Origin of the sequence: Corynebacterium kroppenstedtii DSM 44385, from assembly GCF_000023145.1 — a bacterium.
GTDB classification, from domain to species: domain Bacteria; phylum Actinomycetota; class Actinomycetes; order Mycobacteriales; family Mycobacteriaceae; genus Corynebacterium; species Corynebacterium kroppenstedtii.
The window spans coordinates 145,979-172,733 of sequence record NC_012704.1 but is presented as its reverse complement, the minus strand read 5'-3'; the positions used below and the strand labels follow the sequence as shown (position 1 = coordinate 172,733).

Annotated in this window: 19 protein-coding genes; 11 read left to right on the top strand and 8 right to left on the bottom strand. The window is 61.2% G+C overall.

The genetic code is table 11. The features are described 5' to 3' along the window. Positions 1–2: 2 nt before the first annotated feature. Genes CKROP_RS00650 through pknB form a run of 5 tightly spaced genes read left to right on the top strand, consistent with a single transcriptional unit; the run spans position 3 to position 8,614 of the window. A complete protein-coding gene (locus CKROP_RS00650) occupies positions 3–1,661 on the top strand; it encodes a PP2C family protein-serine/threonine phosphatase (protein ID WP_012730811.1) in 1,659 nt (552 codons plus the stop codon). Continuing rightward, complete coding sequence (locus CKROP_RS00645) at positions 1,662–3,119, top strand: FtsW/RodA/SpoVE family cell cycle protein (protein ID WP_012730810.1); 1,458 nt, start codon at positions 1,662–1,664, stop codon at positions 3,117–3,119. Then, positions 3,116–4,579 (top strand): penicillin-binding transpeptidase domain-containing protein, encoded by a 1,464-nt coding sequence (locus CKROP_RS00640; RefSeq protein ID WP_012730809.1) that lies wholly within the window; start codon positions 3,116–3,118, stop codon positions 4,577–4,579. Before CKROP_RS00645 ends, CKROP_RS00640 begins: the two co-directional genes overlap by 4 nt. A gap of 3 nt (positions 4,580–4,582) precedes the next feature. Continuing rightward, entirely contained in the window at positions 4,583–6,469 is a 1,887-nt protein-coding gene (locus tag CKROP_RS11555) for a serine/threonine-protein kinase (RefSeq protein ID WP_012730808.1), read from the top strand. A 3-nt stretch (positions 6,470–6,472) separates the two neighbouring features. Further along, a complete protein-coding gene (gene pknB, locus CKROP_RS00630; protein ID WP_012730807.1) occupies positions 6,473–8,614 on the top strand; it encodes a Stk1 family PASTA domain-containing Ser/Thr kinase in 2,142 nt (713 codons plus the stop codon). 105 nt (positions 8,615–8,719) lie between these two features. On the opposite strand, the gene CKROP_RS00625 is transcribed toward pknB, so the two are convergent. The 3 genes from CKROP_RS00625 to pheA all read right to left on the bottom strand — a co-directional run bounded on the left by CKROP_RS00625 (position 8,720) and on the right by pheA (position 11,678). Continuing rightward, entirely contained in the window at positions 8,720–9,388 is a 669-nt protein-coding gene (locus CKROP_RS00625) for an aminodeoxychorismate/anthranilate synthase component II (RefSeq protein ID WP_012730806.1), read from the bottom strand. Between the two features lie 75 nt (positions 9,389–9,463). Then, the gene (locus CKROP_RS00620) at positions 9,464–10,390 is read right to left on the bottom strand and encodes a histidine phosphatase family protein (protein ID WP_012730805.1); all 927 of its coding nucleotides are present in this window, start codon (positions 10,388–10,390) and stop codon (positions 9,464–9,466) included. Between the two features lie 100 nt (positions 10,391–10,490). Beyond that, entirely contained in the window at positions 10,491–11,678 is a 1,188-nt protein-coding gene (gene pheA / locus CKROP_RS00615; RefSeq protein ID WP_081429365.1) for a prephenate dehydratase, read from the bottom strand. 114 nt (positions 11,679–11,792) lie between these two features. Between pheA and CKROP_RS00610 the strand changes: the two genes are divergently transcribed. From CKROP_RS00610 to CKROP_RS11620, 4 genes are all read left to right on the top strand, one after another. Next, on the top strand, positions 11,793–13,256 hold the full coding sequence (locus tag CKROP_RS00610) for an amidase (RefSeq protein ID WP_012730803.1): 1,464 nt from the start codon (positions 11,793–11,795) through the stop codon (positions 13,254–13,256). Further along, on the top strand, positions 13,231–14,001 hold the full coding sequence (locus CKROP_RS00605; RefSeq protein ID WP_052292307.1) for a CPBP family intramembrane glutamic endopeptidase: 771 nt from the start codon (positions 13,231–13,233) through the stop codon (positions 13,999–14,001). The genes CKROP_RS00610 and CKROP_RS00605 overlap by 26 nt, the downstream gene beginning before the upstream one ends. 237 nt (positions 14,002–14,238) lie before the next feature. Next, positions 14,239–17,217 (top strand): glycosyltransferase family 87 protein, encoded by a 2,979-nt coding sequence (locus tag CKROP_RS00600; protein ID WP_012730801.1) that lies wholly within the window; start codon positions 14,239–14,241, stop codon positions 17,215–17,217. A gap of 10 nt (positions 17,218–17,227) precedes the next feature. Further along, positions 17,228–18,685, top strand: a complete 1,458-nt coding sequence (locus CKROP_RS11620) for an LCP family protein (RefSeq protein WP_012730800.1) — start codon at positions 17,228–17,230, stop codon at positions 18,683–18,685. 61 nt (positions 18,686–18,746) lie between these two features. Here CKROP_RS11620 and CKROP_RS00590 read toward each other — a convergent pair whose 3' ends face one another. From CKROP_RS00590 to CKROP_RS00575, 4 genes are all read right to left on the bottom strand, one after another. Further along, entirely contained in the window at positions 18,747–19,667 is a 921-nt protein-coding gene (locus tag CKROP_RS00590; RefSeq protein WP_012730799.1) for a DUF5926 family protein, read from the bottom strand. 99 nt (positions 19,668–19,766) lie between these two features. Then, positions 19,767–20,510, bottom strand: a complete 744-nt coding sequence (locus tag CKROP_RS00585) for a glycerophosphodiester phosphodiesterase (protein WP_012730798.1) — start codon at positions 20,508–20,510, stop codon at positions 19,767–19,769. A gap of 38 nt (positions 20,511–20,548) precedes the next feature. Beyond that, positions 20,549–22,588: a pyruvate kinase gene (locus CKROP_RS00580; RefSeq protein ID WP_012730797.1), complete on the bottom strand. Its 2,040-nt coding sequence runs from the start codon at positions 22,586–22,588 to the stop codon at positions 20,549–20,551. A gap of 42 nt (positions 22,589–22,630) precedes the next feature. Further along, a complete protein-coding gene (locus CKROP_RS00575; protein ID WP_012730796.1) occupies positions 22,631–23,617 on the bottom strand; it encodes an L-lactate dehydrogenase in 987 nt (328 codons plus the stop codon). A 486-nt stretch (positions 23,618–24,103) separates the two neighbouring features. On the opposite strand from CKROP_RS00575, the gene CKROP_RS00570 reads away from it, so the two are divergent. Both CKROP_RS00570 and CKROP_RS00565 read left to right on the top strand, forming a co-directional pair. Then, the gene (locus CKROP_RS00570; protein ID WP_012730795.1) at positions 24,104–24,709 is read left to right on the top strand and encodes a superoxide dismutase; all 606 of its coding nucleotides are present in this window, start codon (positions 24,104–24,106) and stop codon (positions 24,707–24,709) included. Between the two features lie 162 nt (positions 24,710–24,871). Continuing rightward, positions 24,872–26,107 carry an MFS transporter gene (locus CKROP_RS00565; protein ID WP_012730794.1) on the top strand — a complete coding sequence of 412 codons (1,236 nt, stop codon included), beginning with the start codon at positions 24,872–24,874 and terminating at the stop codon, positions 26,105–26,107. Here the strand turns inward: CKROP_RS00565 and msrA are convergent. Then, complete coding sequence (gene msrA, locus CKROP_RS00560) at positions 26,084–26,746, bottom strand: peptide-methionine (S)-S-oxide reductase MsrA (RefSeq protein ID WP_012730793.1); 663 nt, start codon at positions 26,744–26,746, stop codon at positions 26,084–26,086. The genes CKROP_RS00565 and msrA overlap by 24 nt on opposite strands. Between the last annotated feature and the right edge of the window lie 9 nt (positions 26,747–26,755).

Genomic DNA, 26,755 nt, shown 5'->3' with positions numbered 1-26,755 from the left:
AGATGACATATGCCCTGACCTACGCGGCCGCATCGCACGTAGGACTGATCCGCGGAAATAACGAAGACTCTGCGTACGCAGGCCCCCACCTGCTGGCACTAGCCGACGGCATGGGCGGACATGCAGCGGGAGAAATAGCCTCCCAGCTCATGATTTCCCACATCGCCCACGTCGACGATGTGGGACCCGGCGACGACATGTGCGGGCAGCTGGCTGACGCGATGGCCGAAGGTAACGCTGCTATCGCCAACCAAATCGATATCAACCCCGCCACCGAAGGCATGGGGTGCACCCTCGACGCCTTCTTCTTCAACGACGACACCCTCGCCATCTGCCACGTCGGCGACTCACGCGGATACCTCTACCGCGACGGACAACTAGAGCAAATCACCAAAGACGACACCTACGTCCAATCCCTTGTCGACGAAGGCCAGCTGGCACCCGAAGACGTTTCCAACCACCCGCAGCGCTCCCTCATCCTGAAAGCGCTGACAGGCCGGCCCGTGGAGCCCACCCTGATGCTCCGCGAGGTCCGCCCCGGTGACCGCTACCTCCTGTGCTCCGACGGCCTCTCTGACCCCGTCAGCCACGACACCATCGCGGATATCGTCTCCCGCGGCACGCTCGACCAAGCTGCCGAGCGCCTTATCGACCTCGCTCTACGCAGCGGAGGCCCCGATAACGTCACCGTCGTCCTCGGAGAAATCGTCGACACCAGCGACGACGACTACGCCCCGGCCGCGCCCCTCCTCGTCGGCGCGCTCGATCCGGAGCAGACCGACGTCGCCCGGCCCGATACCGCCGCCGGCCGTGCCGTGGGCATGAAGCTCATACAACAGAATAAAGAGGCCCAGGCGCAACGGAATCCTGGGGGGCGGTCCGGATCGCAACCAGCGTCGCCCGACAACGGTGGATCCTCCAACAACGGAGGAGCGCAGGCATCGCGGGGTGACCTCGCTGATCCTGTGCGTGGCGCGGGGGATCGCGCTGACTCCGCCCACGGCGGTTCAGCCGTCGCCGGAGGGCACGGCCATAACCACGAAAAACACAATAAGAAAAAAGGGCGTCGCATCGGTCTCACGGTGGGCGTCATTGTTCTTGTCCTCGCCGTCATCATCGGTGCCGGCGGATGGTGGGGGAAGAAAACGCTAGATAACCGCTATTACATCGCCACCGACAACAACGAACTCGTCGTCTATAAAGGTGCCGACGAAACAATCCTTGGGAAAACGCTCCACAGCACGTACCAACGCGCATGTTTGGACGCCAAGGGCAACCTCACGCTGCTGGACGCGAACTCCACTAAGAAATGCCACCGCTTCCAGCTGACCGATCTTCCGCCATCGACGCGGACCAACGTAGACAATCTGCCATCGGGGGACTACAACGATGTCCAAACACAAATGGAGCGGCTAGCTAAGCAAGCGCTCCCTGTGTGCGTCACCCGCGAATCGTCGCACGGCAACGCCGATAACCCCGATGCCGGCCGCGACGACCGCAGTGGCGAACCCGCGCCCTCCGACGCAGCCACCAGCGGCGAACCTGCACCGAGCGCACCCAGTGCTGGCGAATCCGCAGCAAACAACGCCTCGGGAGACACCGCCAACGGGCAACCCGGAGACCTCACCACACCTGGTGACACATGCCGGGAGGTGAAATAAATGACCTATTCACACCCATCGACGGCAGGAAACGCCGTCGCGTACCCGGCGACGACAACCGGACAAGCAACCGACAACACAGGACCCATTGCGCGGCCCAAACGGCCACGGCGCTGGATCGAACTCGGGCTGCTGCTAGCTGTCACCGCGATTCTCGCGCTGGCGGTCATTGCCGTGGAAATCGCAGCTAACCACCCACTCACCACGGATGTTGCCTACCTCCTCGGCGGGTTCATCATTATTTTCACCGTCGCCCACCTCGTGATTCTGTGGAAAGCGCCCTACTCGGACCAAATCATGCTTCCCGTCGCGGCCCTGCTCAACGCCATCGGTCTCGTCATGATTTACCGGCTGGACCTGGCCACGGGGAATAACCTTGTGCGCTCGCAGATCATGTGGACAGTGATCGGTGTGGCCATGATGGTCGCCGTCATCGTCGGGCTTCGTGACCACCGATCCCTCCAGGACTACTCGTTCCTGCTCGGTATCGCTGGTCTGGTCTTCATGGCCGTTCCCATGGTGTGGCCCACCAGCCTTAACGCCGACGCCAACGTGTGGGTCCAGGTCGGGCCATTCTCCATCCAGCCCGGTGAGTTCTCGAAGATCCTGCTCCTCCTGTTCTTCGCCTCACTTCTGACCACAAAGCGAGCGCTGTTCAACGTCGCCGGCACCAAATTCCTGGGAATGAGATTCCCGCGACTGCGCGACCTCGGACCCATCCTGGTTGTGTGGGGGATCGCCCTCGTCATCATGGCCGGCGAAAACGACTTCGGCCCGGCACTCCTCCTCTTCGGGACCGTGCTTGGCATGCTGTACATCGCCACGTCGCGGCCGTCGTGGATCATTATCGGACTTGGGCTTGCCGCCATTGGGGCCGTCGGAATTTACAACATCTCCGCCAAGATCCAGACACGCGTCGACAACTTCATCGACCCCATCAGCCACTACAACGAAGGCGGATACCAGCTCTCGCAGGCACTGTTCGGCCTGTCGTGGGGTGGGATCACCGGTACCGGGCTCGGGCGCGGATACCCCGAAGAGGTGCCCGTCGCGCACTCCGACTTCATCCTCGCCGCCATCGGTGAGGAACTCGGCCTCGTTGGGCTCTCCGCGCTCATCGTCCTCTACGCCATCTTCGTCGCCAGAGGTATGAAGACGGCGCTCAAGACCCGCGACACCTACGGCAAACTCGTCGCCTCTGGGCTGTCGCTCACCATCGCGATCCAGGTGTTCGTCGTCGTCGGAGGGATTTCGCGACTGCTGCCGATGACGGGACTGACGACGCCATTCGTCGCCCACGGTGGATCGTCGCTCCTTGCCAACTACATGCTGCTGGCCATCATCCTGCGCATTTCCAATTCCGCGCGGCAACCAGCTAGCGTTAGCGGGTCAGCCGCAACAGCGAACCGCAAAACCAACCAGCAAGCCAGCACCAACCAGAAGGAGGCACAACAGTGAACCGGTCCATCCGCGCAGTCACCATCTTCTGCCTCCTCCTCGTTGTTGCCATGGTCGCCAACCTCACCTGGATTCAGGGGTTCCAGACCGACCACCTGGCCAAGAACTCGCTTGACCGACGCCAGTACTACGACATGAAGTCACGCCAACGCGGACAAATCAGCGCCGGGGGCGAAATCCTGGCACACTCCGTCAAGGGCGCTAACGACATGTACAACCGCGAATACGTCAGCGACCCCGACGCGTTTGGGCCCATCGAGGGCTACCTTTCTGACCGGTACGGGACAGCAGGTATCGAGGCCAGCCAGAACAACATCCTTAACGGCACCGACGACTCGCTGTTTACCAAACGGTTCACCGACACCCTCACGGGCAAGGAAACCCAGGGTGCCAATGTCGAGCTCACCATCGACCCCAAGACGCAGCGCGTCGCCTATGACGCCATGACTAGCCGTGGATACACCGGTGCCGTCGTTGCGCTCCGCCCCTCCACCGGGGAAGTGCTCGCGATGGCCTCCACCCCTGGTTACGACCCGCGCAGCATCGTGACCCCGAATGCTGAGGAAGCACAACAAAACTGGGCTGCCCTCAACAACAACCCGGAATCGCCGCTGCTCAACCACGCGACGCAGCAGACGCTTCCGCCCGGATCGACATTCAAGCTGATCACCACGGCTGCTGCCATGGAGAAGAACAACGTCAACGCCAACACCACGGTCACCGCGGAACCGCAGATCACGCTGCCGGATAGCTACACGACCATGGAGAACTACGATGGCGAGCGCTGCGGGAGTGGTTCTGTGACGACGCTGTCCACCGCGTTCACTCTGTCCTGCAACACGGCGTTTGCCCAGCTCGGGATGGCTGCGGGAACCGAGCAGTTCAAGAAGACCGCTAAAGCATTCGGCGTGGGTGAGAGCGTGGATGACTTCGGACTGCCCGTCCAGACGTCCACCGTCGGCGAAATTGCTGACCAGCCGTCACTGGCGCAGTCCTCTATCGGACAGCGCGACGTGTCCATCACACCGTTGCAGGACGCCATTATCGCCGCCACGATCGCCAACAAAGGCAAGAGGATGAAGCCCTACGTGGTCAAACAGATCACCGACTCCAGCCTCAAGCCCATCAAAACCACGAAACCTGAACAAGTCAATACCGCGGTCAACGAAGACATCGCGAACCGCATCACGCAGCTCATGATCGGATCCGAAAAAGGCACCAGCGGGTACGCCGGCGCCGACATCGCATCCAAGACCGGTACCGCCGAGCACGGCGAAAACTCACGGTCCTCCAAACCACACGCCTGGTACGTCGCCTTCGGGCCCTCCCAGAACGCCGACGTCGCCGTGGCCGTCGTCGTCGAAAATGGTGGTGACCGAGGACAAGCAGCAACGGGTGGATCCGTCGCAGCCCCCATCGGCCGCGCCGTCATCGCCCAGGCACTCAAGGACGGGGTGTAAAACATGACCAATGACAACGATCTCCAACCGGATCGATCAGACATTGAGCGCGTTCAACGCCTCGTAGGAACCCACTACCGCCTCAACTGGATTATCGGCCGAGGCGGCATGTCCACCGTGTGGCTCGCCACCGACAACGACACCGGCGACCCCGTCGCCATCAAAGTTCTCAAACCCGAGTACACCGATAACACCGAGTTCCGCGAACGCTTCCGGAACGAAGCCAACGCGTCATCGCTCATCGACAGCCCCAATGTCGTTCACACCCACGCTTATCGCGAAGTTCTCGATGCCGGGCTGACTTTCTGCTTCATCATCATGGAATACGTGCGGGGCGAATCGCTTGCCGACGTCCTCGCGCGCGAAAAGAAACTTCCCGAAAAGCTCGCACTCGACGTGCTGCAGCAAAGCGCGCTCGGGTTGCAGGCCATTCACGCTGCCGGCATGGTTCACCGCGATATCAAGCCCGGCAACCTGCTGATCACACCCGATGGCACCGTCAAAGTTGCGGACTTCGGCATCGCCAAAGCCGCCGAAGCGGTGCCGCTCACACGGACCGGCATGGTGGTTGGCACCGCGCAATATGTCTCCCCTGAACAAGCCCAGGGGATGAAAGTGGGGCCTGCCAGCGATATTTACTCGCTCGGCGTTGTCGGCTACGAAATGCTGACCGGTCAGCGGCCGTTCCGGGGCGACTCCACGGTGTCCGTCGCCATCGCGCATATCAACACGACGCCGCCTGCTCTGCCTGAGAGCATCGGGCGGAACACGCGGGAGCTCATTGCGACGGCTCTGCGCAAGGACCCACGCGCACGCTACGCCAATGGTGCCGAACTCACCATGGCCGTCGCCCACGTTCGCAACGGCGACATGCCGCCACTGCCTGAAACGCTTCATCAACAAATTAACCAAGACGGCATGGTGACCCCCGGCGGGCCCGACGCCCCGACCGCCATGTTCGCGACCAATGGTGAGCCCCAGCCGACTGCGCAATTCGTCTCGCCCACAGCGCCTGGTGAATCCATTGCGCAGGTCACCGAACAACCTCAAACCCCTGCTCCCAAGGTCCAGGGGCCAGCGCCGCAACCCGGCGGCACCGTCCACCCATCACTCGGCGGAGCGGCAACTAACCGTGGCCCCTCCGACGGCACACGTATAAGCCCGGCAGCCCAGCAGAACGCTGCAGCCCCCGGCGCGGCAGCAGCCGCTGCTAACCGCCCTGGTGGCACGCCCAATCGCGGACAAAGCCCCGCCCGGAACACCAACAAAGGCGCGGCGCCCAACAAGAACAACAACTCCAAGGCCACGCGGTGGCTCTGGACGCTCATTGGGCTCCTCGTCCTTATCGTCGTCGCTATTGGGGCATGGATGGCTTTCGGTGTTCACCGCGATGGCGGGCGCGACGAAACTGGCGAAACTGTCACCAGCGTCATCACCACCGTCGTCCCTGGTGAGAACGATGACAATGACACCGCGCCGGCGGAGACCTACCAGCCTCCGCAGCGGACCAGCACGGAACAACAAACCAACCCCGGCACTGAAATCCGGCCTGTTCAGCCGACCGAAACAGGAGACCAGGGGACGAATAACACCCCCGGTACCGACAACGACACCACAGGCGGGAACGGAAACAACGGGACCACCGACGGCAACTCCGGCAACACGAACACCGGAGGGAATAACTCCAACGGAGGCACCAACAACGGGTCCGGAAACGCAGGAAACAACGGCAGCCGCGGAAACAGCAACGGTGGCAACAGCGGATCCGGCAACACCAACCAACAAAACTCCGCCATCAACGGAGGAACCGGGACAGGAGGAACCACCGGGCAAGGCCACAGCTCCCACAACGGAACCAGTAACGGAAACAGCGCTCGGAGCGGGGTCTAAACGATGGATTCAAACACCCTACTAGGGGGCCGATACACACTTTCCGAAATCATCGGCACAGGAGGAATGTCCGACGTTTACGCCGGCACCGACACCCTCCTCGGACGCGACGTCGCCGTGAAAATGATGCGACCCGACCTCGCGCGCGACACCACGTTCCTCGAACGATTCCGCCGCGAAGCGCTCAACGCAGCCAAGCTCAACCACCACGCCATCGTCGCCGTCTACGACACCGGGCAGACAAGCGAAGCCGACGGCTCCGTTCCCTACATCGTCATGGAACGCGTCCGCGGACGCACGCTCCGGGACATCATCCGCGAAGACGGGCCCCTGGATCCCGAGTACGCCGCCACCGTCATGGCCGACGTTGCCGACGCACTCCACTTCTCCCACGAAGCGGGCATCGTCCACCGCGACATCAAACCCGCCAACATCATGATTACGGCCACGGGGTCCGTCAAAGTCATGGACTTCGGCATCGCGCGGGCACTTGGCGACGCGACGTCCTCCATGACGCAGACCGCTGCCGTCATCGGAACAGCGCAATACCTCTCACCCGAGCAGGCGCGCGGGCACTCCGCCGACCCGCGGTCCGACATCTACGCCAGCGGGTGCGTGCTCTACGAACTCATCACGGGACAGCCGCCGTTCCAGGGCGAATCGCCCTTCTCCGTCGCGTATCAACACGTGCAAAGCACACCGGTGCCACCATCACACGTTGACGGCATCAGGCTCAATCCGACCACTGCCACCAACGTCGACGCCGTCATCATGACAGCGATGGCGAAGGATCCAGCTGACCGCTATGACGATGCCGCCGATTTCGCCGACGACCTTCGACGTTTGGCTAGCCACCGCACACCGCTGGCCGCACAGCATCGGACCAATCCTTACAGCCCGATGCCCCACCAGAACGATCCCAGCGACGTCGCGACCACCGTTATGCCCGCCGCAGGGGCCGCGGGAGCGGCTGGAGCCGCCGGAATCGCAGCTGGAAGCGGCGCGCACAGCGCGGCCACGCCGGGCACCCACGCAGCCCAACCTGGACAAGACGCCCCCGGCCAAGCGCAAAGAGCACACGCGGCCGTCGCACCGGCAGGGAGCGACACCGCCACGCGGAACTCCGGCGGCAAACACGCCAGCAAGCACTCCGAGCAGGGCGAAAAGAAACGCAGTGCACTGTCCACATGGATACGGATCATCTGGACACTCGTTATCCTCGCCGTTCTCGGAATCGGTGGCGCCGTCGCATGGTCCTACTACCACGACAACACAACGAGCAGCAGCCTCCCCCACGTCGACACTAACGACAACAAGAAGATCAGCATCCCCGACGTGCGGAACCTCACTGAGGACGACGCGATCGCCAAACTCGAAGACGCTGGTTTCAAGGTGAAAACGCGGGAAGCGTCCAATGCCGACGTCGAAAAGGGGCATGTCATTGACACGAGCCCCGCGGCGGGATCGCAAGTGCCCAAGGGCACCCAGGTCACGCTCACGATTTCCACCGGAAAAGAGCAAACCGACGTCCCGAACCTGACGGGGAAGGACACGCAAGAGGCTTCACGGCTGCTTCAAGAGGCCGGGCTCGTGCTCGACCAAACGGTGAAAGAGGCGCCATCGGACAGCGTGCCTTCCGGCCGAATTATCGAGCAAACACCGGCGTCGGGTTCTCACGTCGCCAAGGGAAGTACTGTGACTATCACAGTGTCCACCGGGCCCGAACGCGTCCGGGTGCCCGTCGTCACTGGTCAATCGATCGACGACGCACGCGGAAACCTCGAAGGTGCCGGGTTCAAAGTGACGGTCACCGAAGTCGATTCCACCCGCCCCGAAGGCACAGTGCTCCGCACCGCCAACGAAGGCAATCAGATGCCCAAGGGAGCAACGATCGAACTTCAGGTCTCCCGCGGCAACCAGCTGACCATGCCCAACCTCGTCGGGCAAAGCACGAGCCAAGCACTATCCGCGCTCCGCTCGGCTGGATGGACCGGTGGGACCGCCCGGCTGACCACGCACGATCAAAAGACGAACGATCTCACCAAGATCAACGAGATCATGACTCAGTCGATCCCCGCTGGTCAGGCCGTCGACAAAGACTCCACGATCGACGTCGGCGTCGGCTCATTTAGCCTCCTGCCATAAAACGGGGGGTTGGTGAATTAGTGCACAACCGCATATACGGTTCACTAATTCGCCACAACCAGGACCAGGTTGAGGAAAAACCTTGCCTGGTCACTTTCACGCGACCTACAGGCCCGACAAGACGGCGTTATGCCGATTCTCCAGCTCACGCACGCGTTCCTCGTCGACAAGGAAACCAGCGCATCCCATCCAATTCGCCACAATCCGATGGCCGCAGCTCGTCATGATCGACTCCGGGTGGAACTGCACACCATGCAAAGGCAGCGACGCATGCCGCATGGACATCACCATCCCCGAATCCGACCGACCGGTCACCACCAACTCCTCCGGCAGCGACGCCTCATCCACCGTCAGCGAGTGATATCGCGTCACCGTCACGGGATCCGGCAAACCACGCATCACACCCGTACCGTCATGCCACACCGGCGACGTCTTCCCGTGCAACAACTCGTCCGCACGGACAACCGAACCGCCCAAAGCCTCAGCCAACGCCTGATGCCCCAAACACACACCCAACATCGGCACCTCATGACGGATACATGCTTTGATCAGCGGAATCGACTGACCTGCCGCCGACGGAGTCCCCGGCCCCGGCGAAATCAACACGCCGTCGAAACGTTGAACAACCGACCGGCCCGCGGCTCGATCCTCCGCGGAATCCACCAAACGGTCGTCGTCGTTACGCCACACCGTGCACGTCTCCCCCAGCTGCCCGATGTACTGCACAAGGTTGTACACAAAACTGTCATAATTATCGACGACGAGAATCCGCATACCGGCAATACTAACGGCACACCGAACCCGCAGCGTAGCTACCTAGCTATCACTGGCCCCACCTGTTACCGACCGTTACTGAACAGACCCCTTCAGCCGAACACGATCACCCGGCAACCACGCCCACTGCTTCACCCGCCACGAGCCGCACGACTGATCAACGTCTGAATACGATGCCGCAGCCAGGTCCAGCGATGCCGGGGAATCCAACACAATCCACCGACAATTCGACACATAGCCGTCCTGCACGAAATGGGCCTCCACACCGGCCAGCTGACCAGCGATAAAGCGCATCACCGACCCGTGAACAACCACAATAAGGTCACTGGGCGTAGCCGTATCCGACCGCACCGCACCGGGGACAAGGAGCGGCAGCATCGGGGTAATACCCTCCAGGAAGCGACGGCGCGTTTCCCATCCGGACTGCCCGCCGGGCATACGCATATCCATCTTTCCCGACGACCACTGCAACTGGGTGTAGCGGTACGTGTGTATCGACTCCATGTCGGTGTTCATTTCCAGATCACCGGCGGTGACCTCGGTCAAACCCGGGATCGCCGTCGGCACAGTGGGATCATCCAGCTCCGCCGTGATGGGAACGGTCTTCACACCATCTGTCGACGGCGACGCGGTAAACACCGACGCGCCCTGGTTCACCATCCCCTGCGCGGCAAACCGGGCGGTCTTCCGGGCGCGGAGGGCTTCCGAGCTGATAATGACCGGGCGCGGTGAGCCCGCTGGGGCATCACCTTCCTGCACCTCACCTACTCCGGAGAGGGTGCCGTCGGCAACAATTCGCTCGCCACCGGTAAAAGCCTGCTCAACCCCCATTGACGTTAAATCGGCGCCAGGCACAGCGGTATCGAGAGCGGTGATGAGGTTGGATGTCGTCTGCCCGTGGCGGAAAAGAATCAGCCGTCCGCGGGGTGCGTTCTGCTGCTTCTCCCCCGATACGCCGCTGTTTGATGTGCCACTGTTGACTGTTGTACCCACGTTATTCACCTGTTTTCCTCCAGCCGTTTGTCATCATTCTGTACTCGCTCTGTACTCGCTCACCGCGTGCCGCCGTGCCGCCGTGCCGACGACCCAGCGTTGTATCGCTCTACCACAGGACATCTGTATCCGGGGCGGTACCTTTCGCCCGATGAGCAATCCACTCCTGCGCGGTGAACCACTCATCGGGAGTTGCCGTCGACGGTTTATCCGGGCTCATTGTCGACGACGGAGCCACAGCATCGGACGCGGTTACAGTATCGGACGCAACCGCTTGGCCCGACGTCGTCGCCACGTGGGGTCCGTCGTCGATCGGCCATGAGCCGAGGAAGCGCAGCACCTGGACCGTTCTATGCAAATGCTGCAAAGCCGTTGCCACATGTGGATCGGAGATATGCCCGCTCATGTCCATATAAAAGCGGTATTCTCCCAGCGCTTTCCGCGTGGGGCGGGACTCGATGCGCGTCAAATCCACACCATTCGACGACACCACCGTCAGCGTCCGAGCCAGCGCACCCGGCTCATTCCGGACGTTAAAGACGACCGACGTGCGATCACGACCCGTGTGAGCTGTGGGTTTGCCCGGCTTTCCCACCAACACGAAGCGAGTCTGCGCGCCGGCAACGTCGGCAACGCCATCGGCTAGTGAGTCCAAGCCATACAGCTGCCCGGCGCGAGCAGGCGCTGCGGCGGCGTCGACCTCTCCTCGAGCAACCATCTCTGCAGCTGCCGCGTTGGAATGGGCGGCAACGAACTCGGCCGGCGGAAGGTGGTCATCAACCCACGATGTCACCTGGGGACGGGCAACAGGGTGCGCACTCCAGGTGGCGATGTCCTGGGGGCGGGTGCCCGGCCGGACGAGGATAGAGAAGGCGATCGGGATGGCAATCTCACGGTAGATCTGCAGCGGGTGCGACCCCGCGAGCGCATCGAAAGTCCTGGTGACCGGGCCTTCAACTGAGCTTTCAATGGCGACGCACGCCCAATCGGCACGGCCACGAATAACGGCGTCAACAGCGTGTTGAGGTGAATCGACGGGGAGCGGAACTATGCGGTGATCGTTGGCGACGGTTGGCTCGGTGGCATCCACGCCGGTGTTTTCCGCCCCGGCAGCCCACGCTCTAGTACCCTGGGGCGGCGTATCGCACCACCCATGACCTGCGAATTCCAGCATGGCCATTTCCGTAAACGTCCCTGACGGTCCAAGAAATGCGACGACAGGAATGTCGTACTCGGATGTGTCGGATGTGTGACTGGTTTGGTGCGCGCCCACGCTGCTTGACTGCTCGCTGCTCATTCCACCTGCCTATGTCGTGGTGTTCTCTTCAACCCTAAACCACCGGGAATCAAGAATCAGATAGACAAGGTGGTGGTGGCGCAACCATATCCGCCTCCCCGTAGGCTGTCAGGTATGGATTTCCACGACGTGTTGGACGCCCCTTTGGCCGATATCCTCGCTATGGTGCGCGGTGGGCGTCGTCGCGTCGGAACCGAAGATGTCGCTACACCTTCTGACCAGCACGGTCGTGACCAACGTCTTTCCCCGGACGTGTTGGCGGGCCTCGCGCGGGACCGTGTGCAGGCCGCCCGGGAGTCCACCGGGCTAAGCACACAAGAGCTGGGATTTGCCCTGGACGACATTCCCGTGACCTATCCCAGCGCTCAGCGCGAGAGCGCCGCGTTCGCCGGCTTGCCCATTCCGATTAAGGATTTACTTCCTGTACGGGGGATTCCCTGCACACAGGGTTCGGCCGATCGCGTGTCTGTGCCGGACAAGAACGACCCCGTGGCGGAGGCGTTATTGGACGCCGGCGCCACCATTTTCGGAGCATCGGCAACCTCTGAGCTGGGCTTATCGTGTTACACGGAACCGACCCATCTGCCGACGGTTGTTAATCCGGCGCTGTCCGGTCGCGCACCAGGTGGTTCGTCGGGAGGGGCGGCGGCGTTGGTTGCGCGCGGCATCGTCCCGGTGGCGCATGGGAGCGACGGCGGTGGCTCGATCCGCGTCCCTGCCGCCTGTTGTGGGATCGTCGGGTTTAAGCCCCCGCACGATCCGACCGATGGGCAGCTCCGCGCGGATGGTTTTCTGGCGCGCACGGTTGCGGATGTCGCGGTAGCGTCGTCGTTAATTACTTTCCCTGGTCAACCGCGGGTGACTCGGACTGAGTGGGTTCCGGGGGCGTCGAATGTAGGTGTTCCTTCTCGACGTCTGCGTGTGGGAATCTTAACGAAACCGCTGCATAGTGCGGGCCAGAATGCGCCGCACCCAGCACCCCACGGTGCTTCGCACCCAGCACCCCGTCCGGCGTCGAATTCCCTGATGATGGGCGCACTTCGGATTGCGGCCGACCGTGTAAGGGCAGCGGGCCATGATGTTGTTCCCGTGACCAACCCGTATCCGCCGGAGACGATTGAGCTGCTGCGTATCGTGCTGGCCTACCGGTGCAGGAATCTTGATGGCGCGTTGTCCCCGTTGAGCACGTATTTCCGTGACCTGGGCACGACGATCACAGCCGAGCAGTATAAGGATACGCTGGCCCGACTTCGAGAGCTCCCGGATCTGGTGCTCAGCCAATGGTCTGATGCGGCGAATGTAGATCTTGTGCTGAACCCGACCATTGCGTATCCGCCTCCGCCGGTGGGCACGTTCGCGGCCTTGCCTCCGGAGGAAGATTTCGCGGCCCAAACCGCGTGGACCCCGTGGTGTACGTTGTGGAATTTGACGGGCTGGTCTGGGCTTTCCGTCCCCGTCGTGACGACGGCGATTGAGGGACCGTGGCACGGGTGGCCGGTGAGTATGCACGTGGGCGCTGTGGGGGATCGTGTGTCGCCGTGGGAGGTTCTTGGTGTCGGGCTCATCGTCGAAAAGTAGTGTCACCGCGACGCTGCGCTGGGAAATCGTCATTGTCCTGGCCGTGACATTTGGTATGTCAGGGCTGCGGGCAACGTTGCGCCTGGTGGAGGCCCTGGTCTCCCCGACGCCGTTGAAGGGGCAGACCGCGCAGTTGAATCCGTCGCAGGCACCAGCGGCGTGGCTTGATGTGTCGCTGCAGGTGTTGTCGGCGGGGACCTTGGTGGCCTGGGGCGCGCTGGCTGTGTATATGTTGTGGGTTCATCCCGTGACGACGAATCCTCTGTGGTTTTTGCGATGGTCCGGACTGTCCGACGTGTGGCACGGGCTGGCGGCTGCTGCGGCGATTGGTCTGCCCGGGTTGTGCTTTTATGGCGTGGCTCGCGCGTGTGGTTTGTCGGCGACGGTTGATCCTGCGGCGGGGGTCCGCGCCTGGTGGTCCTACGTGTTGCTAGTCATTTCCGCGTGCGCGACGGCCTGGGCCGAGGAAGTGGTCGTAGTGGGGTGGCTGCAGACCCGCTTGGCTCAGTGTGGTGTGTCGGGGGCGCCACGCGTGGCGGCGTCGGCCCTGTTGAGAGGCCTGTATCACGTATACCAGAGCCCGAGCGCGGGCATGGGCAACGCCATCATGGGCCTGGTTTTCGGGACATATTTCGAACGCACAGGCCGTGTGTGGCCGCTGATGATTGCTCATGCGACTATTGACTGCGTGGCTTTCGTGGGCGCAGCGCTGCTAGCCGGCCATCTGCCGTGGCTGGGGCTGTAGATAATGTGCCCCCACAAGGCCGTGTAACTCTAGCCCCACGCGTTTCGATATACTCAACGCTTGGTTTCACCTATAGCTGCGTCACCTGCATATTCCGCGGAGCCGGATGTGCGCGAACTGGGCGAGCGCAGCCCCAGAGCCTGAGCGTCTGTCGCTAGGCCCGAACATCCCCTGCCGTCGCCGGGGTGCTGCCAACGTTATCACTGGTAAGCGATACTTTTGTCGGAAGGAAATTTTGTGCCTGCTTTGTTGCTTCGGAGTGGTAGCCGGTTTGGTACCGGCCGTGCCCGTGAAGCACTAAGCAGAGCACACAGCCGCAGTTCAGCTAACAGCTCGGCTGCGATTATCGGGTGGCCGGCCCACGTGTTGGGCCTCCTCGTGGGGCTTCTAACGCAATTAGTGTGGCACGGCCCACGTGAGAATGGTGATTGGGCCGCGTTGTGGATCGCCGGCAAGCTCCTCCGCCAGGGTGATGACCCGCACATCTATGACTACGCCCCTGACGATTTCGCTGCCTGGGCAGGCCCTTTCTGGCAGCCGTTCGCCCAGCAAGATGTCACATCCGCCTCACCACATCCGTTTGTTCAGGCACCATTCGTTGCTCAAATGGCCGAGGCCCTGACATTCGTAATGTCTTTCCACACGTCGGTGTTCTTCTTGACGGTGGCGTCGGGGTGGGCGCTAGTCGTGCTGGTGGCCGGTGCATTTTATGTGTGGTTTCACCGCCCGATCCCCATGGGCGTGTTGGTCGGCGTCACACTGGTGGTGTGGCTTTCCACCCCATTTCAGTGGTCAATCACGTTAGGGCAAACGACGCCCCTGGTCACCGCTGGGATCGCGTATAGCATCGCGGCAGCGCGCCGTCGTCCCTGGTCAGCGGGCATCGTACTAGGGGTCGTTAGCGTCATTAAGCTCACGCCGCTAGCTCTCATTCCACTGATGCTACTGTTCCGTCGGTCACGTCGAACGTCGCTCATCGCTATCGCAACAACGGCCCTCTGCTTCGGCTTCTCCGTACTAACCGTGGGGTGGCCACTGCACGAAATCTGGCGTGCGCGGATTCACATGTTCTCCACGTTCAAAGTGATCGCGCCGACGAGCCAGACCTTCGTGTCAATCATGAAGCGCCATCTTATCGACGAGGGGCCCGCGGGCGCGCCGATTATCCAGGACACGCCCGGCTGGATGGTGGTCACTCCGATGATGCTCGCGGCCGTGATTGCCCTGGCTTTGGCCATCGCGGCTTATCGCTGCCGCGGCCGCGCCTTCGAGATCCTCATGGTGGGCGCCATGTGCGTGGCCACGTGTTTTTCCGGCTTCGTGTGGACACATTATTTCATCATTGCTGTATTGCCGGCCTTCGGTGTGTTCGCGCTGACGGCGCGCCGCAAGTGGGCAGTAGCCTGCATTGCGATGGTCAGCGTCCTCTATTTCCCACCGCTTTCCGACGTTATTTCAGCGGAACACGATAACCGCTATTTTGCTCAAACAGTCTTTTATGTCCCTGGCGGGGCTTTGATGGCGACGATTATCATGCTGTTCTTGCTGGCAGCCGCCGTCGTGGTGCCCGCCCATCGAGTGACTAGCGCTGGGCTCCCCAACTCTGCACCGGAGTCTCGGGCGCCGTGGGGCGCGAGGGCATCGGCGTCCGGGCGGACATCCGGGCACACCACCGCGCCCGTGGTCAGGCGCTCTATCCCGCGAGTCGGCGCACGTTCCACCGTCACCCGCTGGTTCGCCCACGCGAGTTCACCCCACTCCACCTTCATCTCTGGCTCATCGCCGCGTCAGCGCGGCCACATCGTCGGCAAGATGGGTCATATCGTTGCGGTGATCTCCGGCCTCATCACCGTTTTGGCGTGGAACTCCCACCGACAGACAGATGACTGGTCCTCTCTGTGGATCGCCGGCGAGCTCGTCGCACAAGGCGATGCACCGCATATTTACGACTACAACCGTCAGGATTTTGCGCGCTGGGCTGGTGAATACTGGGCGCCATTTGCCAATGAGCACGTGACGTCGCCTTTGCCTCATCCATTCATTCAGGCACCGATCGTTGCGGAAGTGATGAGCCTCATCACCCGCATCATGAGCTACGACTTTTCGACGCTGCTGCTGGGATTTTTCTCCGGCTGGGCCATGGTGATCACCGTCGCCTGCGCCTATCGCGTTTGGGTGGGACGGCCGATTCCACTCGTTCTTCTGCTGCCCGTCGTTGTGGTGGCCTGGTTGTCAGCGCCGTTCTCCATGGCCATTCGTCTGGGCCAAACAAGCCCGCTCATCTACGCGGGTATTGCCTACGCGATCGCGGCTGCGCGCACTCGCCCCCGCTCGGCGGGCATCGTGCTCGGCTTGGTCAGCGTCGTGAAGCTGAGTCCTTTCGCTCTGATCGCCGCAATGTTCCTTTTCCGTCGGTCACGCAGAACGGCCGGCATCGCCGTCGTCACTACTGTGGTGGCTTTCCTCGTGTCACTAGTCACGCTAGGGACGGAGATCTTCCGCACCTGGGTTCGTGTCATTCGCGATCTATCGTCTGCCCGCATTGTCGCCATGGAGAGCCAGAGCTTCGCGTCGATCATGTTGAGAAGCCACCTTGGCGACGACGACAACGTCTGGGTCCCCATTATCCGCAATCCACCGACCTGGGTTGTGGTGATTCCGCTCATCCTGGCAGCGTTGCTCGCCATTCTGGTCCTCGCGGCCGCGTATGTGCGTCGGGAATATGCATTCCCGCTGTTCATGGTGGGAATTACCAGCATCGCGACGGCTTGCTCTGGGCTGGTGTGGACCCACTATTTCCAGGTTGCGCTACTCCCCGCCTTCGGGTCAGTCGTCCTGGCGGAGCGTCGTCGTCTAGCTGGTTTCCTCACTATCGGTTTGGGCCTGTTCTTCGTCCCGCCTCTTTCCGACGTGGTCGGTTCCGCGGCCCAGGCGAGGGTACATGTTCAGTCCGGTAGCTTAATCGCCCTCATTGGACTCATCCTGCTGATGTGCATCATGGCTCTTCTGCCCGGCTCGGTTCTTCCGCCGCGCACACGGTCGCGGATCACTCAGTGGCAACAGGCACATGATCGTGACGACGAATGGCTGCGGTCATCGGGGCCATCGCTGTCCCACAGGTATCGCAATGATATGACAGCGCCGCTACCTGTTGTGACTGATGCTCCGCGGGCATCGAGTGGACGCCACCACGTGCGCCGACGCCACACCCAGTAACATTATTCACATGAATACCACTAGCGATGACGATTACCTCCGCGGTCCTGATGGCCGTCCGATCGTCGACCGCTACGGGCGGCCTATCCGACGCCGGTCGGGGAAAAACACTACATCGTCGGGCAACGGTGCTGGTGGTGGGGCTCACCGTCACGAAGCAGACAGTAGGCGTACTGGCAGCGACTGGGCTAACGAGTCCCACGTCGACTACTCCGGGGGGAGCTCTCCTGCGCGGCACGAGAAGCACGAATACCAGCACTTTCGCGCACAACCGGGGCCGGCGTCGTCCCGTGCGAAATACCGAAGCGGGCAGTCGGAACGAACCGATTCCCCTCAATCACCACGCCGTCGTGATGAACAACGTTCCGGGGACTACAGTTCGAGCTCCCGTCGATACTCTCAGCCATTGCCTCCTCGCGGGATCGAGGAACATAACCGACGCACCGGCGCGCCCAGTTATCCTCCCGCCGGCAGCCGACCTTCCGATAAGAGCCGCCCGTCCGGTGCGAGCCGAGGCCGTCGATGGCTTCCATCCAGCCCGAGCCGTGGACGTCGGTGGCGATCGTCCGGGTGGGGACGCAAGCTAGGAGCTCTCCTAGGAGTCCTCATACTCGTTGCCCTCGGGACGATGGTGTGGGTCGATCTTCGGCTCCATCGCGTTGATGCTCTTACCAATTACGGCGGCCGCCCCAGCGGCGGTTCGGGAACGAACTGGCTGCTCGTCGGCTCTGATTCACGCGACGGCCTCTCTGAGGATCAGCAGGCTGAGCTGTCCACCGGCGGCGATACGGGCGGCGGACGCACCGATTCCATCATCCTGGTGCACATTCCCTTCGTGGGGAAGGCGACGATGGTGTCCATCCCCCGCGATTCGTACGTCGATGTGCCTGGTCACGGGAAGGACAAGGTCAACGCTTCGTATGCGCTGGGCGGCCCGCAGCTCCTCCAGCAGACGGTGGAGCAGGCAACTGGCCTGCGCATTGACCACTATGCGGAGATCGGGTTCGGCGGGTTTGCCGGTGTGGTCGATGCCGTGGGCGGCGTCAAAATCTGCGTCGAGCAGCCCATGGATGACCCGCTCGCGGGAATTAATCTGCAGCCGGGGTGTCAAAAACTTGATGGCCCCACCGCCCTGGGGTTCGTTCGATCACGGCATTCGATGGACGACGGCGACATCGGCCGTGCCAGGAACCAGCGGACCTTCCTCGCCGCGCTGGTGAAGAAGGCGCTATCCCCCACCACGTTCCTCAACCCGTTCCGCTTCTTCCCGTTTGTCAGCCGTATGACGGATTCTTTCACGGTGGACAAGCACGATCACGTGTGGAATCTCGCGCGCTTGGGCATTGGGTTGGGCATGTCACCGCGTAACGAAACGATCCCCATCGCATCGTATGAATCCACAGATGTCGGAGACGTCGACGTGTGGGACGACGACGGAGCGCAGGAACTATTCAAGTCGCTGCGCTAGCCGGCTAGTCGCGGGGCCCCGCTGCCCCCGATGTTCGCGGGGCCCACTACCGACGGACCACCTACCGAATAGTCACTTGGCGGGAACGGATCGTGTCCCGCGCCTTGCGTTCGTCGGCAGTCAACGGGGTGTCCACGGCCAACGCTTTTTCCAGCGCAACAGCGAGTTTCTGAATAGGCTCCTGGAATTCTTGCGTCGTCACCGTGGGATCAACGTCAAAGACGGGCACCGCAACACCGTGGGTGCGGAACGCCCCGGCAAAGCGTGTGCCTTCGCCCAAGGTCAAGTCCCCGGCGGCGTACAGGCGGGCCAGCGCGGTAAATAACGCGTCTTCGTCGTCTTGTCGGATCCAACGGATGTAGCCTTTGTCGCCACCATCGGTCCACCAGACCGCGCCCGGCGCGGATACGTCGACTCTCTCGGTCGGGAGCATCGACTCATTGACCTGCTTCATGTTCTGCTGCATAGCAGGATCAATGGTTTGCCCTTCCGGGAGCCACCAGTCGAAGTCCTTCTCGACCTGCACGTCGAGCTTCTGAGTGGGGTCCATCAGCTCGCTGAGCTCCGGCTCGGTGCCGTCGGCAATGGATGTTCCCAGCGTTTGCCCTGGTTGAGCGGTCTGCAACCACGCGAGGGTGTGCGCTAAATCTTTGTGGGGGTTCGGTCCGCGATGCTGCCGCTGAAGAGCGACGAATGCAGTGGGCGGAGTGTCACCGTCGGTGTCGCGCACGATAGCGGCAGTCGCTCCGGGCAGGACGGTCACGAGGTAGACGGGGTAGTCCACGCCCTTCACCGAGATTTTCGCCCGTGCGGAGGGGGCGAATTCCTGCATGGCAATAAGATCTGCTTCCGACGCAAAACCCCCGAATGGTCGCGGGTCACGCTCTAGTGCTGCACGTTCGGCGGCCCGCTTAGCCAACTTCGCTTGGCGACGGGTCATTCCTTCGGGCAGATTCTCATTCTTCTTTTTCTTCCTTGACACCTGGCCTAGGCTACCCGGCCACTCCCCCGGCTAGCTAGTTCATTGCAGGAGATTCGGAGTTTCTGGACCCGCGTTTTCTACGTGGGATAGCGCCCCCACTCAGCTTGCCGTCGGATACTCAGCCTGGGCCGATGCTTCATCCATCCACTCGCGCGCTTGGCGTGGTTTGTCGGTGGCCAACCAGTCGATCCCGTGCTGAGCTGCCCACATGACGTCATTTCTCGTGTTGACGGTCCACGTGTAGCAGCCGTCGCCGCGTCGAATCAGACCAGGGCGCAGTTTCGCGTTGATGATGGACGGGCCATACGCCTGCGGAATATCCATCCGCCAGAGGATGGGGCCAAGCGGGCGTTGAATTTCACGCCGCAATAGAATCCGGTGCACCGAGGGCTCGAGATGCCGCATCCTCGCGAGCGACATCGCGGAAAATGAAATGACGTGCAGCCGGGGATTGTCGACGTGCCCCCGATCACGAAGCACCGAGACCAGCGTCTTTTCTAGCTGGGCGCCGTATCTGGAGGGGTGTTTCGTCTCAACGAATAGTCCGCAGTCGGTGCCCTCAACGAGGTCCAGAAGCGTGTCGAAAAGCAGCGGTTGTTGGGGCTCCGCAGTGGTGCCGACGTTGATGCTAGGAAGGTCATCCCGAGTAAGTTCTGCAATGGGGCGTTTATCTCCCGCGACGCGTTCGAATGTTCGGTCGTGTGAGCATATGAGATGCCCGTCTTTGGTGAGACGAATATCGCATTCTATGCCGTCGGCCCCCTCGGAGAGCGCGGCATCGTAGGCAGCGAGTGTCTGTTCGGGGTGGTTGCAGCTGGCCCCGCGGTGGGCGATGATCTCCATCGGTTCTCTTTCTTTCCGCCGAGCCAGCCGTGTGCTCCTCAGGCCCGTCCTCGGCTTCGTGAATCTAGAGAATTGTCACTGGTGTTGAGCGCTGTACCGATGCTGTTCAGGATGTTGATGGCATCCGGGATATGCGTTCCCTTGTTCAGCATGACGCCTTGGGTACGCAGCGCAACGTCGGCATCGGTGATTTCTGCGCGTGAGGGCAGCCCGGATTTCGCCATGGTTTCAAGGACTTGCGTCGCGAAGATGGTGGGAATGTGAGCGGCATTCGCCACGTCCATGATCTGTTCGCGGGCTTCGGACATGCGGCTGAAGCCGAGTTCCATCGCGAGGTCACCACGGGCAATCATGACGCCCGAGTTCCTGTGACGGAGCAGTTCGGTCACCACATTGGGTAGGTCGTTGTAACATTCTTCGGATTCGATCTTCAGCATAACGCCAAGGTTCCGGATGCGCGCGCTGACTGTAGCAGGGTCCTCGCTGCCACCAGCGGTATCCGTGGCATCTACGCTGTGAGAGTCGCTTTCCGACGCTGCTACGTCGATTTCTTTCTCGATGGCGCCGAGAATTTCCGTGAGGTCCTCGGCGGAACGTACGTAGCTCGGCGCGATGATGTCCGCCGTGCGAACGATCTCGGGGAGGATGGCACGGTCCTCGTCGGTCATCGCGGGAAGCCGGACGTGAGCGCCAGGGAAGTGAATCCCGCGACCTTCGCGCAGGTTCTTGCCACCTTCACGGGTGTGAAGAGCGACGAGTTCCGCGGAATCGTACTCCGCGGTGTTGCCCTCTGAATCCTTCTCACCGGCGCGGGTGACGGACGTGACTTCGCACTCGATCTTCGCGTCGTCGAAAAGGACCTTGGAACCGACGCCCAGGCTGCGGATAGCTTCCGGCTCACCACAGTTGACGGCAGGGATATCGTCCGTCGGGTCGGTGGGTGTGGGGTCGCTGGTTAGCGTCAGACGTGATCCCACGTCGACGTGAACGCTCTGCTCAGAGCGCCCGATCCCATGGATTCGAGTCTTGATGTATTGGCATGCAACCAGGCTGCCATTGGCCAGGTAGACGTTCTGGCGTCCGTAGGCTAGGACGCCCTCGTCGGTCACCTTGTGCACGGTCATATAGCGCTTGGATCCGCGAGCATCCAGCATGGATAGCTCGTCGCCCTCGTTGACCGTCTGCAGCCACTCCGGATCAACCTGGATGGCCAGCGTGGGACGGCCGGGAAGACCCTCGGGTACGGGCGCGGGTGTCGTGGCGTTGTGGTCGAAGGGTGTGATCCACAACTTGGAGGGAGTCAGAATCCGCCCGGTCTTCGTCCTGGTCACGCGGGTACGCGCGATCCGCGGGCCGGGTTCGATAGCCCCAACCCGCAATTTCGGACCCGGCAGGTCCATAGAGATTTTGATGTCGCGGCCGACGCGTGCGCTGGCGGCACGAACGTTCGCTGCCATTGCGCGCCAGGCTTCGGGAGTATCGTGCGCGCAGTTGATCCGGGCGATGTCCATCCCCGCGTCGGCGAAGGACTGGACGAGGTCGGGATCGTCGGCTGCCTCAGTGGGGAGAGTCACCATAACGCAGCTCGGCATGCCATCCCGGGGCTCACCCAACAGAGCAGAGCTGTTGGACGCTAATTGCTCCTGAGAACGCTCAATCGCTGCAGCTAAACGGGCGATATCGTAGCTTTCACCCTCGGCAGCACGGTCGGCACTGGACTGTCCACCCAGGTTCTGCAGCAGAGTTTTCGCCGCACGGAGTTGGTCGGCAACGGGGGCCTGGTCAGATACACGAATCCCTACCGCCCGCAGTTGGGCAACAATGTGGCGGGCATCATCGGCCTGGAGGCGCGCGAAGTGCTGCACATTGCGAACCCCCTCACGGTGTTCCGCGTCTGCGGCGTCGATACGGTCGCGTTTATCCTGGTCAACCTCGCTGAGCATGGTCAGGAGGCTATCGACACCACGGATCAACTCATTCAGTGAGGTCGTCGCTGAATTTGTCGTAGTTGCCTTCGACGACGACGCCCCTGACGTGCTGGCATCGTTGAGTTCACCGTTATGACCATTCTGTTCCACTATGTGCCCTCCGGAGCGGCGGATTTCTCGTACGACCGAATACTACTTCGTTGCTTCCTGATCGGCATTCGGGCCGTAGAAGCGGTCTTTGATTTCACGCAACTGCGCAGCTGATGCCTTCATCTGCTCAGCTTCGTGATCATCGAGCTCCAGCTCAACAACGCGGTGGATTCCGCCGCGGTTCACGAGGGCCGGGGTGCCGATGTAGATGTCGTCTTCGCCGTATTCACCCTGCAGGTATGCGGAGACAGGAAGAACGACGTTCTGGTTCTGCAGGACAGCACGCGTGATCCGAGCCAGGCCCATGCCGATACCGAATGAGGTCGAGCCCTTAGCGTCGATAATGGTGTAGGCGGCGTCGCGGGTCTCTTCGAAGACCTTCTCCAAGCGTCCGTGCAGCTCAGGGTCCTTCTCGAGCTTCTTGCGCATCGACACACCGCCGACGGTCGACGACGACAGCACCGGAAGTTCCGAGTCACCGTGCTCACCGATGATGTAGGCGTGGATGGAGCTCGGGGCAACGTCGTACATGTCGCCCAGCATGGAGCGGAAGCGTGCGGAGTCCAGAACCGTGCCCGAACCGATCACGCGTTCCTTGGGCAGGCCGGAGATCTTCCAGGTGGCGTAGGTCAGGATGTCGACAGGGTTCGACGCAATGAGGAAGATGCCGTCGAAGTTGTGCTTCATGACATCACCAATAATGCTGTTCAAGATCTTAATGTTCTTGTCGACGAGCTGCAGGCGGGTTTCACCTGGCTTCTGCGCAGCGCCAGCACAGACGATGACCATGGCGGCGTCTTCGCAGTCGTCGTAGGTGCCTACCTTGACGTTAGTCGGGCTGGACGCCCACACGACGCCGTGGTTGAGGTCCATGACGTTGCCGGCGGTCTTTTTCTCGTCGATGTCGATGATGGCCAGTTCGTCGCACACACCCTGGTTGATGAGGGCGAAGGCGTAGGCGATTCCGACGTCGCCAGCGCCGATAAGAACGATTTTGTTACCAAGGCGGCGGTGTTCTTGATCTGCCATGAGAATTCCTCCAAGGAATGAGATCTGAAAAGATGGTGCGACGGCGCATATGTGCCGTGGTTTATTCTTCAGTGTTATTGTGCCCGGTTTTGCCCGAATACGCTAGTGTTTTGACAAGCAATCAAATACTTACCCCCGGTTCTGATTGATTGAATATGGGTTTCTTTTGTTTCGATATGAGCGCTCCGCGCCACCCCTCCCCCTTTTCTAGGGCACGACCAGCTACACACCCACAACCTACCTAAATCTTATGGATTCACCCTGATTAATAGGGATTTTTCATCCATTATGGTGCCAACCTGCGCCCTTTTGCCTCATCTATTTCGGAATAAAGAGAAATTTCTTCACGTTAAAGGTTGCGAAACCCCGGAGCTTCCACAACACTGGGTTTCACGCACAAATTAGTTGTGCGAGTCACAATGTTGAAAAAATCACAGTGCGCCATGTTTTAGCGGCGCGTGTTAGCTAGTAACGAAAGGTACTGAAATGGCTGTGTATGAACTTCCTGACCTCCCCTACGATTACGACGCTCTCGAGCCTCACATCTCTGGCGAGATTATGCAGCTTCACCACGACAAGCACCACGCAACCTACGTTGCTGGCGCCAACACTGCTCTGGAGAAGCTAGAGAAGGCCCGAGAAGAAGGGGCAGATGCCAACGAGATTCGTGCACTCTCCAAGAACCTCGCCTTCAACCTTGGTGGCCACACCAACCACTCCATCTTCTGGAAGAACTTGTCCCCGAACGGTGGCGGCGAGCCGACCGGTGAGCTGGCCGAGGCCATCAACCGCGACTTCGGTTCCTTCGAGAAGTTCAAGGATCACTTCTCCGCGGCTGCTACCGGCCTTCAGGGCTCCGGCTGGGCCGTCCTCGGCTACGACCACATCGCTGGTCGCCTCATTATCGAGCAGCTGACCGACCAGCAGGGCAACGTTTCCGTTGACTTCACCCCGCTGCTGATGCTGGACATGTGGGAGCACGCCTTCTACCTCCAGTACAAGAACGTGAAGGCTGACTACGTGAAGGCCGTATGGAACGTCTTCAACTGGGAGGACGTTGCAGAGCGCTACGCACGGGCAAAGTCCAAGTAAAGTCCTGTGGCCGGGTATCCGGTCACACACGTGGCCACGGTAAATAGACGGCCACGATGAATAGCGTTATAAGAAGAGGCACCCGCGGGTGTCTCTTCTTTTCATGCGGTGATCTAACGTCAGGTACATCTAGCGTCGAGCCGGGAAATCAGGTGTCACACTATGGCCACTCAGGGCTTACCTGACGGGTACACCCCGCAATCGCCCATGTACCGCAAAGTCATCTTGGCGATGGTGGGCGCTGGATTGGCATCGTTCAACGCCCTGTACTGCACACAGGCTCTCCTCCCCGTCCTGTCCGAGGATCTCCATGTCACACCGGCAACAGCATCATTAACCGTTTCCGCGACGACGGGGATGCTCGCGCTGTCCATCATTCCGGCGTCGATCATTTCGGAACGATTCGGGCGCAAGCGAGTCATCATGCTCAGTGCCCTATCGGCCACGTTGCTCGGCCTTCTTCTTCCCTTATCGACGTCGGTCGGCATGCTGATTATCTTGCGTGGCCTGCAGGGCATCGCTGTTGCGGGGGTTCCGGCGACGGCGATGGCGTATCTGTCGGAGGAGATTCACCCGAAACACGTTCCTCAAGTGATGGGGCTCTATGTGGCGGGGACATCGGTCGGCGGTCTGTCCGGCCGCGTTATCCCCTCTGGCGTGCTTGAATTTGCGTCATGGAGGTGGGCTCTCGCGGCCACTGTCGCGGTAGCCATTATTTTTGCCTTCATCACGTCATGGGCGCTTCCTGATCAACAGCGTTTTCAGCCCAAGCGGCTGACGTTCCGTTCAGAGTTCAGCGCCATTGCCCAGCACGTGAAAAACCCGCGCTTGAGTGCGTTATTCACCCTTGCTTTCCTTTTTATGGGCGCCTTCGTGTCGCTGTATGACTATGTTGGCTACCGTTTGACAGGGCATTTTGGCCTCAGCGAGGGCGTCGCCGGCGCGATCTTCTTCCTTTATCTCTCCGGAACGTGGAGTGCAACGCAGGCCGGGACGATGGTCCACAAATTCGGTCGCGCACACGTCCTCGTCGGGTCGATCGTCGGCATGATGATCGGCATGGCTGTGCTGTTTTCCCCCGAGCTCATCAGCAGCATCCTCGGGATTTTGCTGTTCACGGCGTGTTTCTTCGCGGCCCATTCTGTGGCGTCTGGCTGGGTCGGGGTGGTTGCCACCACCAACCGGGCCGAAGCGTCGTCAATGTATTTGTTCTGCTACTACATGGGGTCGTCGATCGTGGGCTGGCTCTCCGGCCATGTCCTGCACTCGTGGGAGTGGGGTGGGCTCGTCGTGTGGCTCCTTACCGGGCTGGCCATCGCAACGGTGATTGCGCTGTTCATCGCGCGAACCACCCCATCGACGCGGGCGACGCCATCACCGGCAGGCGACTCCCGTTGAGTGAACCGGGCAGTAGCCATTCGGATTTTTATCCAGGTACTGCTGGTGCTCATCTTCAGCGAGGTACATCGTCTTCGTCGGTGTGTCGCTGAGCAAAGAGATATCGGTGGTGATGCCCCCGTAGCCGGCGTCGGCCAGTGAGTGAGAGAAGGACTCCGCTATCTCGCGCGCTTTCTGCACTTCATCGTCGGTCTGTGCGTAAATCACGGAGCGATACTGGGTGCCCACATCATTCCCCTGGCGGAAACCCTGCGTGGGGTCGTGCGCCTCAAAAAATGTGCGGATGAGGTCCTCGAACGACACCTCCTGTGGGTCATAGATGACGCGGACAGTTTCGGCGTGACCGGTTCGGCCTGTGCAGACTTCCCGGTAGGTCGGGTTCGGCGTGTACCCACCGGCGTAACCGACCGCCGTGCTTTCTACGCCATCGATCTGCCAGAAGAGTTTTTCGGCTCCCCAGAAGCATCCGAGCCCCACAACGACGCTCCGCTGCCCGTCTTTCCAGGGCCCGTCGATGGGAGTTCCTAGAACAGTGTGTGGCGCGGGGTGAGGCAGGATAGGTTCATCGCGTCCGGGGAGCGCATCTTCCCTGTTCACGATGCTTGTTGGTGTGGGTCGAGTGCCAAAAAGAAATCCCATGAGCACAGG

Excerpts from the sequence above, each read along its gene's own strand:
- CKROP_RS00650 (WP_012730811.1), top strand. The coding sequence starts at position 3 with ATGACATATGCCCTGACCTACGCGGCCGCATCGCACGTAGGACTGATC.
- CKROP_RS00645 (WP_012730810.1), top strand. The coding sequence starts at position 1,662 with ATGACCTATTCACACCCATCGACGGCAGGAAACGCCGTCGCGTACCCG.
- CKROP_RS11555 (WP_012730808.1), top strand. The coding sequence starts at position 4,583 with ATGACCAATGACAACGATCTCCAACCGGATCGATCAGACATTGAGCGC.
- pknB (WP_012730807.1), top strand. The coding sequence starts at position 6,473 with ATGGATTCAAACACCCTACTAGGGGGCCGATACACACTTTCCGAAATC.
- CKROP_RS00625 (WP_012730806.1), bottom strand. The coding sequence starts at position 9,388 with ATGCGGATTCTCGTCGTCGATAATTATGACAGTTTTGTGTACAACCTT.
- pheA (WP_081429365.1), bottom strand. The coding sequence starts at position 11,678 with ATGAGCAGCGAGCAGTCAAGCAGCGTGGGCGCGCACCAAACCAGTCAC.
- CKROP_RS00610 (WP_012730803.1), top strand. The coding sequence starts at position 11,793 with ATGGATTTCCACGACGTGTTGGACGCCCCTTTGGCCGATATCCTCGCT.
- CKROP_RS11620 (WP_012730800.1), top strand. The coding sequence starts at position 17,228 with ATGAATACCACTAGCGATGACGATTACCTCCGCGGTCCTGATGGCCGT.
- CKROP_RS00585 (WP_012730798.1), bottom strand. The coding sequence starts at position 20,510 with ATGGAGATCATCGCCCACCGCGGGGCCAGCTGCAACCACCCCGAACAG.
- CKROP_RS00575 (WP_012730796.1), bottom strand. The coding sequence starts at position 23,617 with ATGGCAGATCAAGAACACCGCCGCCTTGGTAACAAAATCGTTCTTATC.
- CKROP_RS00570 (WP_012730795.1), top strand. The coding sequence starts at position 24,104 with ATGGCTGTGTATGAACTTCCTGACCTCCCCTACGATTACGACGCTCTC.
- CKROP_RS00565 (WP_012730794.1), top strand. The coding sequence starts at position 24,872 with ATGGCCACTCAGGGCTTACCTGACGGGTACACCCCGCAATCGCCCATG.
- msrA (WP_012730793.1), bottom strand. The coding sequence starts at position 26,746 with ATGGGATTTCTTTTTGGCACTCGACCCACACCAACAAGCATCGTGAAC.